Origin of the sequence: Marinomonas spartinae, assembly GCF_016461715.1 — a bacterium.
GTDB classification, from domain to species: Bacteria; Pseudomonadota; Gammaproteobacteria; order Pseudomonadales; family Marinomonadaceae; genus Marinomonas; species Marinomonas spartinae_A.
In genome coordinates this window covers 81,800-100,045 of sequence record NZ_JAEMUI010000011.1, presented here as the reverse complement: position 1 = coordinate 100,045, position 18,246 = coordinate 81,800, and the positions used below count along the sequence as shown (strand labels likewise).

4 protein-coding genes are annotated in these 18,246 nt (G+C 49.1%); all 4 read right to left on the bottom strand.

The features are described 5' to 3' along the window. Positions 1 to 94: 94 nt before the first annotated feature. The 4 genes from JHD45_RS11700 to JHD45_RS11685 all read right to left on the bottom strand — a co-directional run bounded on the left by JHD45_RS11700 (position 95) and on the right by JHD45_RS11685 (position 18,246). Entirely contained in the window at positions 95 to 5,500 is a 5,406-nt protein-coding gene (locus JHD45_RS11700) for a non-ribosomal peptide synthetase (protein WP_199476698.1), read from the bottom strand. After that, the gene (locus JHD45_RS11695) at positions 5,497 to 16,293 is read right to left on the bottom strand and encodes a non-ribosomal peptide synthetase (RefSeq protein ID WP_199476697.1); all 10,797 of its coding nucleotides are present in this window, start codon (positions 16,291 to 16,293) and stop codon (positions 5,497 to 5,499) included. Before JHD45_RS11695 ends, JHD45_RS11700 begins: the two co-directional genes overlap by 4 nt. Positions 16,294 to 16,355: 62 nt before the next feature. Then, on the bottom strand, positions 16,356 to 16,559 hold the full coding sequence (locus JHD45_RS11690) for an MbtH family protein (RefSeq protein ID WP_199476696.1): 204 nt from the start codon (positions 16,557 to 16,559) through the stop codon (positions 16,356 to 16,358). 31 nt (positions 16,560 to 16,590) lie between these two features. Then, entirely contained in the window at positions 16,591 to 18,246 is a 1,656-nt protein-coding gene (locus tag JHD45_RS11685) for a multidrug ABC transporter permease/ATP-binding protein (RefSeq protein ID WP_199476695.1), read from the bottom strand.

Sequence of the window (18,246 nt, the reverse complement as noted above, 5' to 3'; positions counted from 1 at the left end):
GATGTTGATTATGATAATCATTATTATTTATGTTTGCGTATTTTAACCATATTCTTTAATAAATGAAAAGATTTAGTTGATTATCATTCTCAATTTAGTGTTCGATAAATTCGCTTATAGACGCTCTCACTGCTTTGTGATGACGACGCATCCTATCTGTCGTTTGGCTAAGTAATTGTTTTAAATCATTAATAACCGCTTGGTGCTGGACGATACCAAGGTGATCTGTGTCGTAAACACGGTGATCCGCAAGAGAGTTTATCTTGCTCAGCTCTGCGGTTAACCAAGAAGCACGTTTATCGGGCTGCCCCGCCCAGAAAGTATGCATAGGGGTTGTGATAGATGGCAGTTGGTACTCTGCGCATAATGCTCTCATATGCTGCTCTACCGCCCAGCTATATAAGACTTGCCGCGCATTATGCGCATCATGAAGTGAAAACTGATTCTCCGTTAGCCATTCGTCAAATAATGCTGGCCAGTGATTGGGAGGGGACTGGTCAAACTTGAGCAGACAAGAGGCTTGCTGTGTGTCTGATAGTGTCCCTAGTAGCAACTCTAGGTGAGAAATAAGCTTGTGTTTGGCATGGGGGGACTGCCATTGATCATCCGCTATTTCCGTGCCTGGAACATAGCAATCTAATAAGCCTATAAACTCTATGGACTCTCCTTCCTGTTCGAGTCGCATGGCGATTTCTTGGCATAAAGCTCCGCCCAGTGACCAACCGATTAAGCTGTAGGGGCCTTGGGGTTGCCGTGCTCTAATGGTCGCCACGTAAACATCTGCCATATGTGAAAAAGAGTGGTCAAAACGCCCAGGATAAGCAAAGCTCTGAGACTGGATACCATAGACAGTTCGATGTCCTTCCAGAGCAATAGCCAATTTCTGATAACCAACGACTCGTCCAGTAACCGGGTGAATGCAAAAAACAGGTGGCTTCGAGTCCGTATTAAGTCTTTCTATTAAGCTTTGATCAGCCTGCACTGGCACAGGGGATTGCGCCAACTGTTTTATGTGTTGGTGAAGTTGGTGACGCCACTGATTCGCGAATCGCTGAACATCGGACTCATGGTAATGGGTTGTTGCATATTCCCAAGTAGAGGACAGCCTGCCAGAGACAATCTGAGTGTTAATGACTAATGGGGTGAGCATGGTATTTTGCTCAGATTGAGCGGGTCCGCCGCCTTCAAATGGCTGGCACCAATGGGCAAAATCCTGATGAGAATATTGGCCCAAATAGTTGAACGTCAGCAAGGCATTGGGAGACGGTTGGTCAGGTTCTAGATAGCGTGCGCCAAAACTGATGCCGCCATCTTCGCGTATTGTGCTGAGTTGCTGTTCAATGGCTTCGCTGTCTTGATTAGCATGAAGAATCATCGGGTACAAACTGGTCATCCAGCCAACAAGGCGGCTTAAGTCTAACTCACCAAAGACCGACGCCTCTCGACCGTGGCCTTCTAAATAAAGCGGTAACGCCGTTTGGTTATTGGTGAGCGAGGCGACAGGTAAGGCGGCTAACAGGGTACTGATAATGTCTTTCGTTGAGGTGAGTAATGCCGCTGTATCTTGCTCGCTGAGTGTAATGGTGAGGCTGTGTTTGTCGGCATAACGCGCCGGTGGTGTCGTTGGCAGAAGGGCCTGAGATGCGTTGACAACCGTTTGCCAGTAGGCTTGTTTTTGCTGATAGTCGACGGAAGCCCGCCACTCACGAAGTCGGGCGACGGCCATGTCCAAGCTGGCATAATTAGTGGGTAAGACAACGGCTTGATCACTCACGATTTGTTGGTAAGCCGTCCATAAATCGTCGAGCAGAATACGCCAGGAAACCCCATCTACGGCCATATGATGAATGACCACAATAAGCCTTTTGCTCGTATCCGACAGAGTGATAAGCCCCGCTTGCAATAATTTTCCGGACGCTAAATTGAGGCTGGTTTGTAGACGGTGGGCGATGTCAGTAAATTCGGCTTCGTCGGCCGCTTGGGCTTGCCAGAGCAGATTGCTTGAAACAAAGGGCTGGTAGGCTTGTTGGTAGCCCCTTTCCGTCTTAGAAAAAGCCAAACGAAGGCTAGGGTGATGTTCGACTAAGGCATTGAGCGCGAGATTTAGGGCGTTTGTGTCCATTTCCTGTTTCAAGGTGACACAGACATGTTGATTCCAGTGGTTAGGTTGGGCAAAGTCTTGGGCTAAAAAATGGGCCTGTATGGGCATCAAATCAAAGGCATGCTGAGGTAGTGCTCTCTCTTGCGCTTGCTGAACGAGGGTCATTGTCTTGGCCAGATCACATAATACCGGGTTGGCAAAAATGTCTTTTGGCGTCAGGCTAAATCCGCTTAATTTCAGTTTGCTGACCAGTTGCAAGCAGAGGATAGAATCGCCCCCGAGGGCAAAAAAATGGCCGGTTCGACTGACCTTCTTGATGCCCAATAGCTCTTGCCAGAGAGTCGTCAGTAAGGTTTCTTGAGGTGTGATGGGGGCTGCATAGAATGTCTCTGGGGATATGTGGCTGGGAGCAGGCAGTGCTTGGCGGTCTATTTTTCCGGCCGGTGTGAGAGGCAGATGATCCAGCACCATGAGTTGTGCAGGCAGCATGTAATCTGGAACCTGTTGCGCCAGTTTTGCTAGCAGCGCCTGTTGGTCACATTGTGTGGCGTGTCGCCCATGAAGGTAACCAACAAGTTGGTTTTGCCATAGGGCAACCAAACAGGTTTCGACACCGGATAATTGCTGTAAGCGGCTCTCGATTTCGCCTAATTCAATTCTAAAACCACGAATTTTTACTTGCTGGTCGAGGCGTCCTAGGTATTCCATTACCCCATCATCACGCCAACGCACCAAATCCCCCGTGCGATACATTCGTTCCCCGTTAGCAGTAAATGGGTCCGGCAAGAAACGTTCACTGGTTTGTTCTGGTTGATGTAAATAACCGCGGGCTAACCCCGTTTCATCGCCAATATAGAGTTCACCAGCGTTGCCTAATGGTACAGGGTTTAACTGTTCATCCAGGACGTACAAACGGCGGGAGCCAACCGGTTCTCCGATGGGCGCATAGGCCGTGGGAAAGGAATCCCCTGGGTAGGCGCGCCAGATCAAAGGGGTGACCACGGTTTCCGTGGGCCCATAACCATTGATGATCCGCGGTGGGCGAACTAAGGTTTGCAGTCTCCCATAGGTTTCACGGGTAAACGCCTCTCCGCCTAATGTCCAAGAGCGCACGGCCAATGTAGGCTGGGTGGCTTCTATCCAATCCAATAATGGGGCCACATAGCTTGGTGGGAAGCAGGCGATGGTGACGCTTTCTTCTTGCAGCACACGACATGTTTTTTCCGCACTCCATAGGGCTTGATCGCGAATGATTAATTTGGCGCCAAAGGCCAGTGGAACCGTCCAGCGTTCTACTGCGCCATCAAAGCTGATGGAAGCAAAGTGCAGCTCGATATCATCTGGAGTCATCCCATATTGTTTGCCGATGGTTTGTACATGCATGCTTAAGCCATCATGGGCAATGGCAACACCTTTGGGTTTGCCCGTTGAGCCGGAGGTATAAATAATATACGCCAGTTGCTCAGGATAAAGTGTCAGGGTGGGAGCGGTGGTATTTTGTTGACTCAGGTCCAATTCATCAATCGCTAACAACTGGACCGTTTGCTGAGTAATAGCGCGGTTTATTTGGTGCCAACGAGTGGTGAGCGTTTGATGTGAAAGCAGGTACTTGGCACCTGAATCTTCGATCATGTAAGCCAGTCGTTCTGTGGGGTAGTCTGGATCTAGGGGTAAGAAAGCGCCGCCTGCTTTCATAATGGCGATCATGGTGATAATCATATTACCGCCACGCTCAAATAAAACCCCCACGGGTTCATCTTGGCGGATGCCCAGCCCGATTAAATAGTGAGCCAGTTGGTTGGACTGAGATTCCAGCTCGGCGAAGGTGTATTGTGTCCCCGATTGTTTTAGCGCAATCGCATTCGGGCGCACTGCTGCCTGTTTAGCGATCAAGCTTGTAATGGGGGCAAACTGCCATGAACCATTCGGTTGAGCCAGTGCATTGAGACGTTTGATGTCTCCCTCGCTCAGTAGATTGATTCGCGCCAAGGGGAGCGGTAGGTTCTCTTCTAGGGTGTCAGTGAGACGCTCTAGCATCTGGAATAGCTGTGTCATGGCTTGCTGGGCAATACGGTCTTTGGCATAGGTGAGAATGACACGGGTATGGTCAGCGTGTTCACGAATGTCTAAGGCCACATCGAACAAGGCAAAGAGACCCGGCTGGTGGATGGGGTTTATGGTCACCTCTGGTGACAGCTGTGCGTTGGTTTGGGCCACCATTTGATGGTTAAACAGTACCTGAAAGAAAGGGGTTTCCCCTGATGCGCGTTCGGTTAATAAAGACGCGACAATCTGATCGAACGGTACTAATTGATGGTCCTGTGCTTGTAGCACTTTTTGATGGGCAGTTTGAATGCTATCCATCAAGGGGTTGCTTGGGGCGATGGTTTGCTTAATGACCAAGGTGTTGACGAAAAAGCCAATGACATCAGCGACTTCGGCCCGTTGTCGATTCGCTAGAGGGATACCAATGGAGATAGTTTGCTGTTTTGAAGCCTTGGCTAGGGCACTTTGCCACAGCCCTAACCAGAGACTGGACGTGGTGACAGACAACTGGCGCGCTATCTGCTTAAGGGTCTGATGCTGTCGAGAAGAGACTGTCAACTGGAGACTGTCTGCCAAACGGCGTTGATTAGGTGCTACTTCTCCCTGCCAAGCAAACAACTTTTCTGGCTGATGGGTGCCGATCTCTTGACGCCAAAAGTCCAAATGTTCTTGATCTTTTCCTGCCTTTAACAGGGCCGTTTGCCAAATGGCATAATCTGCGTATTGGATATCCAGTGGGGTGAGCGCAATGGTCTGATAAGCCTTGATCAGGTCGCCCATAAAAATGTCTACAGACCAGCCATCGGACACAAGGTGGTGCATCACCAGATGTAATTGGTAGCGCTTTTCTTCGAGGCGGATGCTCTGAGCACGGATGGGTAAGCCGCGATAAAGGTCAAATGGCTTGCTTAAAAAGGCCTCGTTGGCTTGTTGTAAAGTGTGTTCATCTGCGCCTTGTTGATTCCAGCTTTCAATGCTGATGACCGGCTGGTTTTCAATAAATTGAAAGGTTTCTCCGGCTTCATTCTGAACAAATCGCGTTCGCAGAGTATGATGTTTTTCCATCACCTTTAGCAGCGCATTCTGCAGTTGCTTAAGATCCAGTGGCCCTGAAATCTCAAAACAGCCTCCCATATGGTAGGCGCTGTTGCCTGCATCTAACTGATAGATGTCCCACATCCGCTTTTGCGCGGGAGACAACGGGATCAGTTTGGGCCTCTCGCCCGCTACAATGGGCAGTGTTTCAAAGTTTAAGCCCTTGCTATCAAGAAGACGGATAAACTTGATTTGTTCTTGCTCACCAAGTTGTAAAAAGCGTTTCGCTAAGGCTGTTTTGTCATTTTTCGCAGTCATAAGTTATCCAAGTCGTCCATCAATGCCGCCATGACATCGAGTTCGTCCTGCTCCGATTGGTGTTGTGTTTGGTAGTGAGGCTCAAGGCTGTCGGTGAGTGCCTGTAAAGACGTGGCGGCAAAAAAGTCTTTTAAGGTCAGGGTGAGTCCCAGTTCTTGTTGCGTCAAAGCCACCACTTTGGTTGCCAATAGAGAGTGTCCGCCAAGGGCAAAGAAGTTGTCATCGAGCCCTACTTGCTCAACGCCCAGAATGGTTTGCCAGGTTTGGGCGAACCATTTTTCTAGTGCGGATTCTGGAGCGCGATAGCACACTTGATTCCACTCTGGAGAAGGCAATGCTTTACGATCACGTTTGCCGCTTGGGGATAACGGCATCGCATCGAGGCCAATAAAGATGGCAGGCACCATGTAATCGGGTAAATGCTCATAAAGATGACGTTTTACCTCCGCTTCCTGGTCTGTCGTCCAATCTTTGCACACCAAGTAAGCGACTAGTTGGGTATGGCCCTTATCCTGTTGCGAGCCAATTTGATAGTGGTAGGCGATTACGGCGGATTCATCGATTAGCCTATGTTGATTAAGTACCGCTTCTATTTCTTCCAATTCGATACGCAACCCGCGAATTTTGACTTGATGATCCAATCGATCAAGGTACTCCAAGCGACCGTCAGGCATGCGCAAGACTTTATCGCCAGTGCGGTACATGCGAGAACCGGCTGCTCCCCAAGGGTTAGGGACAAAGCGCTCGGCGGTTAAATCAGCTCGGCCAAGGTATTCTCGTGCTAATCCATCGCCAGCCAAATAGAGTTCCCCTGGAATGCCGATTGGAAGGGGATTCCAGCAGTCATCCAGCACATGCAGTTGCGTATTGCTGATCGGATAGCCAATGGGCGTGCGTCTGCCAAGCGGTTGCTGGCATTGCCAATAACTGACATCAATGGCGGCTTCGGTGGGGCCATATAAGTTGTGAAGTTGACAGGTGGGCAGAGTCGTCAGCACTTTATCGACAGACTCCACGGGCAATGCCTCCCCACTGCAAATAATGCGTTTTAGGCTGCGGCAAAGGGCCATGTCTGTTTCGTTGGCAAAGGCGTACAGCATGGATGGCACAAAGTGAATGGTGGTGACGTCTTGCTCAATGATGGTGTGATGCAAGCGCTCTGGCTGACGATGAGACTCAGGTGGGGCAATGGCAAGTCGGGCACCGACCATTAGGGGCCAGAAAAACTCCCAGACCGAGACATCAAAACTAAAAGGGGTTTTCTGTAAAACACAATCTTCTGCTGTCAGTGAGTATTCGCTTTGCATCCACTGTAGACGGTTTTGTAAGGCGGCTTGTGTGTTAACAACGCCTTTTGGTAACCCTGTGGAACCTGAGGTGAAAATGACATATAACGCCAGATCCTGTTGCCAGTGAACACGGGGTGGCGTCAGACTTTCGGACGACGTATCGAGGCTATCGATTGTGACATAACGGCAATGGGATGAGGCAGGCCACTGGCTGAGGGTTGGCTCATCTGTTAGCAGTAAGGAGACCTCGGCCGCGTCGAGAATATAGCTGAGGCGCTCCTTAGGGTAACTAGGATCCAGGGGAACATAGGCTCCCCCTGCGCGAGTAATGGCGTGTAGGCCGATGACTAAGTCAATAGAGCGTGGCAGGCCAAGTCCAACACGGGTTTCTTCTTTGACGCCTTGCTGGCGTAGCCAGTTGGCTAGTTGGGTAACTTGACGATCAAAGTCACGATAGTTGAGTGTTTGGTTACCCATCGACAACGCGGTCGCATCGGGTGTGCGCTGGGCTTGTTGAATAATACTTAACGGTGGGGGTAACAGTTCCCCCCAATCTTTGTCCGTTGCATTGAATTGCTTAATGTATTGGGCCTGTGAGGCATCTACCAAGGTTAGCTCGGCCAGCGTTTTTGGCTGATCATTGGCGACGCTTTCCAGTAGCAGGAACCAATGTTCAATTAAGGATTGAGCAAAGGCTTCATCAAAAATGGGTGAGGCGTAGTTAACAAAGCCTGTCCACTTCTCGTTGCCATCGATGGTATCCGTGAACTGTTGGATATCGAGGCTTAATTCAAGTTGAGCACCGACTACTCCAGGATCAAACAAGCTAATGTCTAAGCCATCGACATGCTGAAGAACGGCTAGATCCATTTGTTGGAAATTAAAGCTGGTCTGATAAAGGGGATGATGCTGTATATTACCCGCGACACCGAGCGCTTCCACAATGGCCTCAAAGGGAACATGCTGACGAGCCAGGGCCTGCTGGAAAAAACCAGTGACTTGCTTGACTAAGTCCGAGAAGGTATCGGTGGCTTTGATATTAGCGGGAATCGTGAGGCTGTTAATAAAGCAGCCTTGCATATCCAGTGTATCGGTATGGTGTCGTCCCGCGACAGGAACCCCCACGCGAATGTCATGCTGGCTTGTGTATTTGTGCATTAGTAAATGCCAAAGACTGAGCATCACGTTAAAGGTGGTTGTCTGATGAGTCGACGCAAGTGAGCGGATGTGTGCGACTTGTTGCTCACTCAATACAAAATGATAGCGTCTGCCATGGACTTGCTGCGGGTCTCTTGGCACTTCGCTGTGCAGGATGAGTGGTTCAATATCGGTTTTCAGTGCCTGCGTCCACCACAGAAGATCTTGTTTAGCTTGCGGTGTTTGCAGCCAATCCCGTTGCCAATAAGCGTAGTCAGCATAATCCAACGTCTTAAGGGAATCGATATTTGACTCAACACCTCTCGCTAGATCCTGATACAGGGTGAACCATTCCTTAATGAGCTGCTGTATGGAGAGGCCATCACTAATAATATGGTGGAGGACCAAAAACAGTTCGTGTTCGTTTGCATTGTGTTCGATAGCATACACTCGCATAAGGGGCGCTTGAGCAAAATCAAACGGTTCGCTTATCCAGTTTTCTCGTTGTGGTTCAAGGTCGGTAAACTCACTGGCTTGATGGTAAGTAATAGGGGCTTGCACCTCTTGGTGGATGGTCTGCATCAGCTCGCCTTCCACCTGAACAAAAGTGGTACGAAAAATTTCATGTTTGTTTACTAAGGACTGCAGCGCGCGAGCTAAACGTGCGCGATCAAGCTGGCCTGTCAGCTTGATGCCCAAAGGCATATGATAAGCAGAACTGTCTGGCATCAGCTCTTGAACAAACCATAAGCGCTTTTGTGCCGCACTGACTGGCATGTGGGATAACCGTGGGACTGCCTTCATAGCAAGGGCTTCGTTATGGGGCTGACACTGTTTGGCCATTTCACTCAATACGGGCGCATCGAACACCGCTTGCAGTGGCAAGTGTATCTGATGATTTTGTTGCAAACGGCCGACCAATTGAGTCGCGAGCAGTGATTGACCACCAAGGGTAAAAAAGTCGTCGTGTCGGCTAATTTTGTCGAGTGTTAGCAGGTGCTGCCATTCGCTGGCGAGTAAGGTTTCTATATCACCTTGGGGGGCAACAAAATCTTGGTGCGATGTCTCTATTTCCGGCTCTGGTAGGCGCTTTTTATCCACTTTACTGGCGGGGGTGAGTGGCAAGGCGTCCAACACCATCAGTTGAGAAGGCACCATATAATCCGGCAGCGCGTGCTTCATTTTCTGTAAAATGGCTTGGCTATCGAGAGAGATATCTTGGCTTTCGATATAGCCAACCAGCCTTTTTCCTGTCGGCCCATCAAAGGCCACAACGGCACTACGGCGACTGCCGCTAAGTTGCTGCAAGCGAGATTCAATTTCCCCTAATTCAATGCGGAACCCACGGATTTTGATTTGGTCGTCCGCTCTTCCTAAATATTCCATGACGCCGTCTTCGCGCCAGCGCACTAAGTCGCCAGTTCGATACATGCGTTCACCATATCGACTAAAGGGGTTGGGCATAAAACGCTCGGCGGTGAGCTCTGGGCGAGCGAGGTAGCCCCGCGCTAACCCTGTTTCGTCACCAATGTAGAGTTCCCCACAGACCCCAGAAGGCACGGGGCGTAAGTCTTTATCCAGCACGAACAGATCGCGGGCGCCGACGGCTGTCCCAATGGGGGCATAGGCACTGTCAAGTGGCGTATCCCTATAAGCTTGCCAGATTAACGGCGTAACAACGGTTTCTGTTGGACCGTAGCCATTAATAATACGTGGCGGTTGTAGAGTGCGTTGCAAAGCAAAATAGGTATCACGAGTAAACGCTTCGCCACCCAATGTCCATGAGCGAACATGGAGTTGGGGTTTTGGGTTAGCCGCTTGTATCCATTCCACTAAAGGGCCTACATAGCTAGGAGGGAAGCAGGCAATGGTGATGTGCTCTCTTTCTAATACCTCGCAGGTTTCTTGGGCACTCCAGAGGGATTGATCACGAATCACTAGAGTGGAACCAAATGCTAAAGGTGTGGCCCAACGCTCAATGGCACCGTCAAAGCTGATGGAGGCAAAATGCAGCTCTCTGTCTGAGGGTTGCATTCCATAGCGCTGTCCTATGGTTTGCACATGCATGCTTAACCCTAATTGGCTGATACAGACGCCTTTTGGTTTGCCTGTCGAGCCAGAGGTATAGATGACATAGGCCAACTGGTCGGGTAAAAGCACGGTGTTTTCACTTAAAGAAGCGGTCAAATCAATGTTATTGAAACTTATAAGAGGCGTTTTTTCACCTATACGCTGTGCTAATGATAAGGAAGATGGATCACTGATTAAGAGTGCAGACTCACTGTCTTCGACCATATAGCGTAAACGGTCTTCTGGATAAGAGGGGTCAAGTGGTAGGAAGGCGGCTCCCGCCTTTAAAATGCCGATCATCGCGACCAACATTTCATTACTCCGTTGGAATAAGGCGCCAACAATACTGTCTTGGTGAATACCTTGGGCAAGCAGTTCTGCCGCTACGGCGTCACTTTGTTGGTCTAGCGCTTGGTAGGTTAATACCGCGGCTTGTTTTCCACCCGCTAGTAACGGATTAGCGACTAATGCTTGTTGGTTTGGCCGTTGCTCGGCTTGTTTGCGAAACAGCTCAGTAAATGGGATATAGTGCCAAGGCTCAGAGGGTTTTATATGTTTTTGTAAGATGTCTTTTTGGGTGTTATCTAGCTCATTAATGCTGTTAAGTGGTTGTGCTAAACCATGTACTAGCTGCTCAAGATAATGATTTGTTGTCGCCTGTAATGACGCTATTTGTGTGGCACTAAAGCAAGCGGAATCATAAGCAAAGACAATGTCTAATTGTTCACTGGGCAACACGGCCAACGTAAGAGGGTAGTGGGTGAACTCATAGCTGTCTGGTTCACCGATAGTGAGCTCCCCTTGTTGAAAGAGGCTTTGATCCAGTGGGTAGTTTTCGAATACCACCAAGCTGTCGAAAAGCGGCTCTCCGGCGAGGGGAGAGTACTGTTGTACTTGGGACAAGGCTGTATGGCTAAATTCACGCTGACTGCTGGTTTGATTTTGTATGGCGTTTAGCCAGTCTTGAACGGTCTGTTGCCAACAAATCCTGTGGGTCACAGGGAGCGTATTAATAAAGAGCCCGACCATGGTATCGCTATGGGCGAGGGTGGTGGGGCGACCTGCTACTGTATTACCAAAAACGGGATTGTCTTGCCCTGTATAACGCTGCAGGGTCAGTAGCCAAGCGCCTTGAATTAAGGTGTTGAGCGTGAGCCCCGAGTGCTTGAGATCCTGTTGCCAGTTGGCCAGTGTGGTGGCGTCTATGCTGATGGTACTACGCACATGACCTTGTTGTGGCTGAGGCCGACCATACACATTCGCCAGCAAGGTGGGGGCCTCAATATGGCTTAAAAAATCACGCCAGTAAGGCTCAACTGACGCTGTGTTTTGTTGGCGGATCCAGCCGAGGTAGTCGGAAAAATCCTGTTGTACGGGGGGCAGAGTGTGACCGTGATACAGGCTAAAGAGTTCGGCTAATAGTACACCAGTACTCCAACCATCCATGAGTAGATGATGAATGGTAAACACGCATTGCAGTGTCTGATCTGTGGTTTGGATTAAATCGACCCGCCACAATGGTTGTGGTGCGCTAATGAGGTTTTGTTGTAAATCAAAACCCTGCTCAACAAGATGCTGTTGAATCTGTTTCAGGCGACATCCTTTTTGCTCTCGGGCATCTTGATAGGAACTTATCAGAGGCAGGTTTGACCAGACCAATAAGTGCGCTTGCCCCTCAACTTGGCTGATAGTAGAGCGCAGCATGGTGTGACGCTGCATAAGCTGTTGCCAGCAGGCTAATAACTTATTCGGTTCTGCGCCATGAATCGGCAAGGTGATTTGGTTTACATAGGTGTGCTTATCTTTAGCAAGTTGTGAATGGAAATAGAGCCCTTGCTGTAAAGTGGATAAGGGCAGAATCTTTTCCGGCAACTGACCATCGGGCTGTGACAGAATTGTTTGGCTGATGGCGGTGAGTGACGCTTGGTTTAGCGCTGTGCCCAGTGCATCCTGTTGGGTCAAAATAGCCGAGTGTTGCTGGCAATGCTGAGTAATGGCTTTGGTTGCCTGATCGAGATGTTGAATAAAACGTTCACTTTGTGACTCGCTAAATAACGGGTGATCCAGCTCAATATCAAACTCAATCCCTTGGTCTGTTTCTGAAATATTGACAGCGATGGCCGCATCGCTGATACCGTTGTCTGGTCGCCATAAACCAAACTCCTTGATAGGTAGGCTGGAGAGGTGATTTTGCGTTGCTCGACCAAGGTAGTTAAATAACACATCGATGCCGTCAGCATAGGACCATTCCCCTTGTAATATTCCAGCAGAATAACCAATGCCCCCCGCTGGTAGCGCTAAACTAAGGTCTTTAGTGTGGGCCAAGGTCGCGCTTAAATCGTCACTGATAAGGATTTTTAGCGGGAACAAAGCCGTATGCCAGTTAACGCTACGTGACAGATCAAGGTGAAAGGCATCCGCGAAACGGCCATGACTTTCTTTATGGATTAGGAATGTTTTCTGTTGTTGATAGTGACCTAACGCATGGGCGACGACGCACAGTAAACTGGTTTCCTTATCCAGTCTGGCGAACCGCTGAGTGCTGGCAAACAATCTTTGTGCCGAGCTGGAAGTGAGGTGCCATTGATGCTTGCGGATTGCTCCCCGCTGTGTCGGAAACACGGGGGGATGAACTTGTTCTGTCCAATAGCGGTGTTCTTGAGCGGACCATGAATAGTCGTACAGCGCTTGATACCAATCCCCTTGGTGGTGGGTTTTGGCGGGCAAATGGCTCGCTGTATTGTGTAAGCTCCCTTGATAGAGGCTCATCAAGTCTTCTAACAATATCGGCCACGACAACGCATCGATTACCAAATGATGGATCGCCAGTAGAGTATCACCACTTTCCAGGTGGACACCTAAGGAGAGCAGCAACCCTGTGCTTGGGTCAATGGCCTTTTGTATGGCGTCGCTATCGAGTGGCTGGTTTTGTATTTGTAAGGCGAATCTTCCTTTATCAAGATAGGTGGCGGTGAGGCTGTCGTTGAATCTCAGGCGCAAGGCATCATGGTGCTCTAGCAGTTTTGTTACTGCCGTATTCAGAGCTTCTTGATGAACGGGTGTCGGCAGTTGAAAACGCGCAAACTGATTGCACAATGTCAGAGAATACTGTTCGACAAAGCGCGACTGCATCGGCAGCAAGGCAATCTTCCCCATAAGAGGATGTTGTTGCGCTGCTTTAGTTTGGTTATCAACAAGGCAATCGGCCATGTCTGATAACACAGGATGATCAAACACCTGTTTGGGGCTTAACATCAGTTGGTGCTGACGTAACTTGCCGACCAATTGTAAGGCACTAATGGAATCGCCACCGCAAGAGAAAAAGTGGCTGTTAGCGCCAATAGCATGGGTATTTAATATGTCTCGCCATAGCTCAGCCAATAATGTTTGCCGAGGTGTGGTCAAGGGGCTGTTTGTGTCGTTCAGTTGTTCCCACTGGGGGGCGGGGAGCCAATTTCGATCAATTTTACCCGCTGGTGTGATGGGTAATTGCTTTGCCATCATAATGTGAGAAGGTACCATGTAATCCGGCAACCGCTGGGCGAGTGCCGTTAACCATGGTGCCGAGTCTTGTTGGGTGTCATGCGTTTGCACATAGCCCACCAGCTTTTTCCCATTTGGCGAGTCGTGGGCGACAACGGCACACCATTTGGCTTGGGATACGGTTTGTAGGCAGGACTCAATCTCCCCTAACTCAATACGAAAACCGCGAATTTTGACCTGTTGATCCGCTCGACCAAAGTATTCAACAACGCCATTTTCATTAAAACGAACCAAGTCACCAGTGCGGTACATACGTTCGCCATTCGCTGCAAATGGATCAGGTAAAAAGCGCTCAGCGGTCAGGTCTGCTCGCTTCAAGTAGCTACGAGCAAGGCCCACTTCCATGCCAATGTAGAGTTCACCAATGACCCCTGTGGGTAAGCGTTGTAATTGGGCATCCAACACATACAACTGACGAGCGCCAACAGCGGAACCAATGGGAGCGTAGGCACTGGTTAAGGTATCCTGTGGATAGGCTCGCCATATTAATGGGGTGACAATGGTTTCGGTTGGGCCATAGCCATTGATGATTCTAGGTGGGGCAATAACTCGTTGAATGCGTTCAAAGGTTTCCCGAGTGAAAGCTTCTCCACCTAAGGTAATCGAGCGTAATGTTAATGAGGGTTGAGTCTCTTCTATCCAGTCTAATAAGGGGCCGACATAACTTGGTGGAAAACAGGCGATGGTTACTTTTTCGTTACATAAAACCTGTGTGGTTTGCTCTGGTGTCCATAGCGCTTGATCACGAATGATGAGTCGAGCACCAAAGGCAAGGGGAACCGTCCAGCGCTCAAGGGCGCCATCAAAGCTGATTGAGGCAAAGTGCAACTCAGTGTCGTGTGGTGTCATACCATACTCTTGGCCAATGGTTTGCACATGCATGGTTAAGCCAATATGATCCACGGCCACCCCTTTGGGCATACCCGTTGAGCCGGAAGTATAAATGACATAGGCCAAATGCTGGGGGAGTAGGTTTGTGATGGGCGCTGTGTTGGCAAAGGCGTCTAAAGGGATGGACTCCAAGGCAATTACCGATTGCGTGGTAAGAGACCGAGCGCTTTCCATTAAAGACGTTTGTGTTAGCAGCAGCTGTGCGTCACTGTCTTCCAGCATAAAGCGCAAACGTTGTTCTGGGTAGTCAGGATCCAGCGGTAAAAAGGCGCCGCTCGCTTTGAGTATGCCGAGCAGGGTGACAAACAGAGCGAGGCCTCTTTCCATCATGACGCCAACCATGGTGTCGGGCACGACGCCTTCGCTGATTAAATAGTGGGCTAATTGATTGGCTTGTTCGTCAAGTTGACGGTAGGTCAAGGTTTGGTTGCCATGCTTCAAGGCAATATGATTGGGTTGAGTGGATGCCTGGCGGGCAAACAGCTCATGAAACAGCGCTTTTTCCCATGGTGTGTCTGCTGTCGCTTGGGCATCTAACCAACGGTTTTCTTGCTTGCCCAGCGGGTTGAGACTGGCTTTTGGGCGGTCTGGCTGGTGGCAGATTTGTTGAAGAATATGTTGGTAGCTGTCGATAAAGCGCTCAATAAATGCCCTAGAGAATTTTTCTTTGGCGTACACAAAGCGCAAGGTTAGATCAGTATTGCTGATGGCATCCAGTACCAGTTCAAAGGGCGTTTCAACTACCGGAAACTCTTCGAATAACAATTGATAATCCCTTTGTTTGACAACCATTCCTTCCCCGTGGGTGCGGAAGTTAAAGGCATAACTGGGCAGGGCGTGTTGGCCACAGAGCTGTTCGGCTGAAAAGCTTGAAAAACCAAGGGATTGGGCCAATTTCTCGCGTACCTTTTGCGTGATCTCTCCTAGTGTGCTGGTGGCTTCTAAGGGTAGGCCAAGCAAGGCGTTGCGAACGTAAAAGCCCACCGTACGTCGGTTTTGACTGTTCCGGTTTAGTGTGGGGATTACCAGCGAGGGATGGGGATGATTGCCATACACAGACAGGGTCAAAAGCAGGGCGCTTGATAGCAGTTCAAAGCGTGTGACACCAAGGGATTTGGCGGCGTCATTGATACTCCCTAGTTGCGCGTCGCTCAAACCTTGTGTTACATGGCCAGCACGATAACTGACATCGCTAAGAGGGGCGATGTTGGGTAAGGTAAGCGGATCATCCGATAACAGTCCTAATGACTGCCATGCCGTGCGGGTAGTGTCTATGTCATTGTGATGGCTATTCTTTTCCACGAAGGATAAATAATCCTCGCCATTGTGAGCAGGAGAGTGATCGCCAACAAGGTAGGACAAGATCGATTTACAACACAGAGGTAATGACCAAGCATCCATAATCAGATGGTGTGCGGCAATTAATACGGCAAACTTATCCTGACGTACCTGATAGATATGAAAACGAGTCAGTCGGCGGTGGGTGAGTTGATAAGGTTCAAGGTATCTTTGTTCGGCGTCTTGTTTTAGCCAATCAATTGGGTCGTCATGCTGTGTTAAGTCTGTTACGTCTATTGGTTGGGAAGTGATTAGACCGTCAGCGTTACTATAGCACTGGCGCGGGGTTCCCTTACTGTCATCCAGGATCATCGTCAGGGCTGGGTGGTCTTTTATCATCTGGTGTAAGGCGTGTTTCAGCTTATCAATACTCAGGCGAGGATCATCAAACCAAAGTAACCCACCAAGATTGTAAGCGGCGCTGTTTGGTTTTAATTGATGAAACATCCATAGGCGCTGTTGAGATGCGTAAAGAGAATGATATTGGCTGGATGTCGACGCGTTATAGAGATCGTCAGTTGGCATAATGACCACCTAATGGAGTAAAAAGAAAACACAATGGCATGGCGTTGGCTGTTTATTTATTTCTAGCTGGCTAAGGCATCTCTTAAACTTTTTGGTCGCATGTCTGTCCATGTTGCTTTGATATGCGCAAGGCAATGCTCTTTATTGCCGACCACGCCGACTTCTTTCCACCCCGCTGGTATCGCATGATAGGTTGGCCAAATGCTGTATTGTTCTTGGTCATTGATGACGACGGTGAATTCTGTGTTTGGGTTATCAATACTCATAAAGTCCTCTCTTTTGCTTTTGTCCAATTGATTAAGAAACGATGCTCGAAAGCGCTTCTTCTGTATGGCGTTGGTTGTTTGAGTTGAGCTCGCTAAGCTGACCTAAATCCATTTTGAAAACTCGGTCTGCCGCATCGAAATATTTGTCATCATGGGTAATGGCGATAATGGTCACACCACGCTCTTTTAAGAGGGGTAATAGTTCTCGGTAAAACGTTTTGCGGAATTTGGGATCTTGGTCGGCGGCCCATTCGTCCAGTAAGACACAGCCACGTTGTTCCAATACCGCCATCATTAAGGCGAGTCGCTTGCGTTGCCCTTGGGAGTATCGGGTGTCGGAAAGGTAACCATCCTGATGAGAGACCTTATGTGCCATTTCCAGACGCGTCATCCATTCATCAATCACTGTGTTGTCCACGTTGTCGCCATGTCCATCCGTGATCTGATGGAATAGATAGAAGTCGCTGTATACTGCGGAAAATTGCAAACGATATTCTGGCCATTTCTCCAGGGATACCGGCTGGTCGTTAAGGAAAACTTGCCCTGAGTGGGGCCGATATAAACCAGTCAATAAGTTGGCAAACGTGGATTTGCCACTGCCATTACCACCAATGATAAAGATGAGTTCACCTTGTTTAATGGTGAAGTCGATCGGACCAACCTGAAACGGCTTCTCATCACCGTCAGCTCGGTATTGATAAACCACTTGCTGTAAATGCAACTGCTCAAAAGGGGCAGAAACCGGTTGCTGACTGATCAAGGCGCTATTTTGGCTTAATGACAAGTCTTCCAATTTCTGCATTGAGATATTGGCTGTCACTAAAGTGGGTAGGGAGCCGACGGCCGACATCAGTGGTGTGCGCATAAATAAGATAATTAACGCAAACGATGAAGCAACTGGAAAGCTGGCCCAGCCAAGCCCTAACGCGAGATAGAAGTTTAAACCGATGAGTGCCAGAACAATGGTGTTGGCCATGTTGGCCGCAAAGCCGTTAAGAATGTCAGCACGGGTTACCTGATCGCGATACTGTTTGGCGTGTGGATCAAACTCATCATTGAAATAGCGTTTAGCGCGTCCCGGGTTTAACGATAGCTCTTTGCGACCTTCAATAAAGGACTGGTAGTCTTGATACAACTTGTCATCGTATTCTCGCACCTGTGTGATGTGGTAGGAGATTTTATTCACCAGACTAAAACCGAAGAGTCCTGTCAACGCTAACAGTAAGACGCTGACGCCAAACAAAGGAAGAGATAAAAAAGCGAGATAGGCGAGGGCGATTAAGCAAAGCACCACCCCATAAATCAGCTCAGGCAGATGGACAAAGGCAAAGGTGACATTACGAATGTCGGTATTGAGTGACGCAAGCAAACGAGCGCTGCCGATGCTTTCTATTTGTTCGATATCAGTATTGATCAGTTTTTTGATAAGCTGACAGCGTTTTTTATAGACAAACTGATGCCCCAGTTTATGCAGTGCCACTTGAGCGACTGTCGCCGTTGCCAGCAAGACCGCCAACAGAAGGACAAATTGCCACAGGACCGAGGGGGTTAGGTCGTGCTGACTGAGTAGTCGGTATTGAATAAAAGCAATTACCCCGACCGTCAGGAGTGCGCTGGCCATACTGAGTAAGATGACAAAAGCCAGAGGTTTACCTTGTTTGTCTGCAAGCTGCATCAGTAACTTCAT